Genomic DNA, 650 nt, shown 5'->3' with positions numbered 1-650 from the left:
TTCCGGGCGAACTCCGCACGCGCGTGGTGTGGATCGGAGGGGGCGGCAACATCGCCTATTCAAGCCTAAATCCGCCGCCACCCGATGAGGTGCCGGCTTGCCTCGCTCAGACAGTCGACTACCTCCGCAACGAGGGAATGCAGCAGATGACCCAGGGTTTCATTACGCGAATGGCCATCGCGCATGCCCATTTCGAGGCGGTCCACCCGTTCCGCGATGGCAACGGCCGCGTCGGTCGTCTTCTTCTTCCACTGATGATGGCTGCCGAGAAGCACGTCCCCCTTTATCTATCTCCATACATCGAGGCGAAGAAGGGCGCGTACTACGCTTCCTTGAAGGATGCGCAGCAGCGCCTCGACTGGCAGCCTATCATAATCTTTATGGCAGAGGCCGTGACCGGCACCGTCGAAGAGCTCATGAAAACGCGCTCGGCTCTGTCCGAACTGTCAGAACTGTGGAGGGGCCGTCGCAAATTCCGAAAGGGATCGGCGGCCGCGCGCGCGCTCGACGAGCTTCCCCATTACCCGGTCCTAACCGCCAAACGGCTCGGAGAACTCCTCGAGATCAGCCCGCCGCAAGCGCACCAGGCTATCGCACAGTTGGAGGAGGCTGGCATTCTCGCCGAACGGACGGGCTACTCGCGCAATCGC

The 650-nt window shown here is 61.8% G+C and carries 1 protein-coding gene; it reads left to right on the top strand.

The window, feature by feature from the left end; translation table 11 throughout:
* Positions 1–23: 23 nt before the first annotated feature.
* Positions 24–650, top strand: a 627-nt coding sequence (locus KIP88_RS45960; RefSeq protein ID WP_374226622.1) for a Fic family protein, incomplete at its 3' end; no start/stop codon positions are given.

The organism is Bradyrhizobium sp. SRL28 (genome assembly GCF_018596315.1).
In the GTDB taxonomy this organism is placed as follows: domain Bacteria; phylum Pseudomonadota; class Alphaproteobacteria; order Rhizobiales; family Xanthobacteraceae; genus Bradyrhizobium.
This window is presented reverse-complemented; position numbering and strand designations above follow the sequence as displayed.